Annotated in this window: 1 pseudogene; it reads left to right on the forward strand. The window is 55.7% G+C overall.

Annotated elements, in window-relative coordinates:
- Positions 1–659 (forward strand): annotated as a pseudogene (locus tag V8Z78_RS27070) (integrase core domain-containing protein); the annotation flags it as partial.

Consider the following 659-nt stretch of genomic DNA (forward strand, 5'->3'; position numbering starts at 1 on the left):
GCTGGACGATCTCATGGGGCAGCTCCTGGAGACGGCACCCAAGCTCAGCCGCAGCGCCTTGCATCGATGCCTGCAGCGTCACGGAATCAGTCGACAGCCGGCAATGCAGATGCCGCGAAGGCGCGGAAAGTTTGAAGAAACGACGCTGGGCTTCGTGTACATCGACAGCGCCGAAATGAAGATCTTCAGCGGCATACAGCACATGTTTGTTGCAATAGACCGCGTCACAAAGTTTACGTATGTTGCGTTCTTTGACAGGGCCACGAAAGCCAACGCAGCGCAGTTCCTTCGGCAGGTGCTTGTGGCCTTCCCGTACCGCATACATACCGTTCTGACGGACAACGGCATGGCCTTCACAGGGCAAGAACGCTTCAGAGGTGGCGTCACCGACACATGCATCGGTCACATCTTTGAACGCATCTGCAAGTTCAATGGAATCGAGAAACAACATACCAAGCCGTACCACCCTTGGACTAACGGCATGGTCGAGCGCATGAACCGGACCATCAAGGAATCCACGATCAAGGCGTACGAGTACGAGGGCCTGGAGCAGCTACGGGAGCATGTCCAGGCATTGTTCAAAGCTACAACTTCGGCAAGCACTTGAAAGCGCTCAGGTGGAAGACACCATTCCGTGCGATGTGCGAGGCGTGGGAAAA

This window comes from Comamonas sp. wu1-DMT (genome assembly GCF_040187805.1).
Classification (GTDB): domain Bacteria; phylum Pseudomonadota; class Gammaproteobacteria; order Burkholderiales; family Burkholderiaceae_C; genus Comamonas; species Comamonas thiooxydans.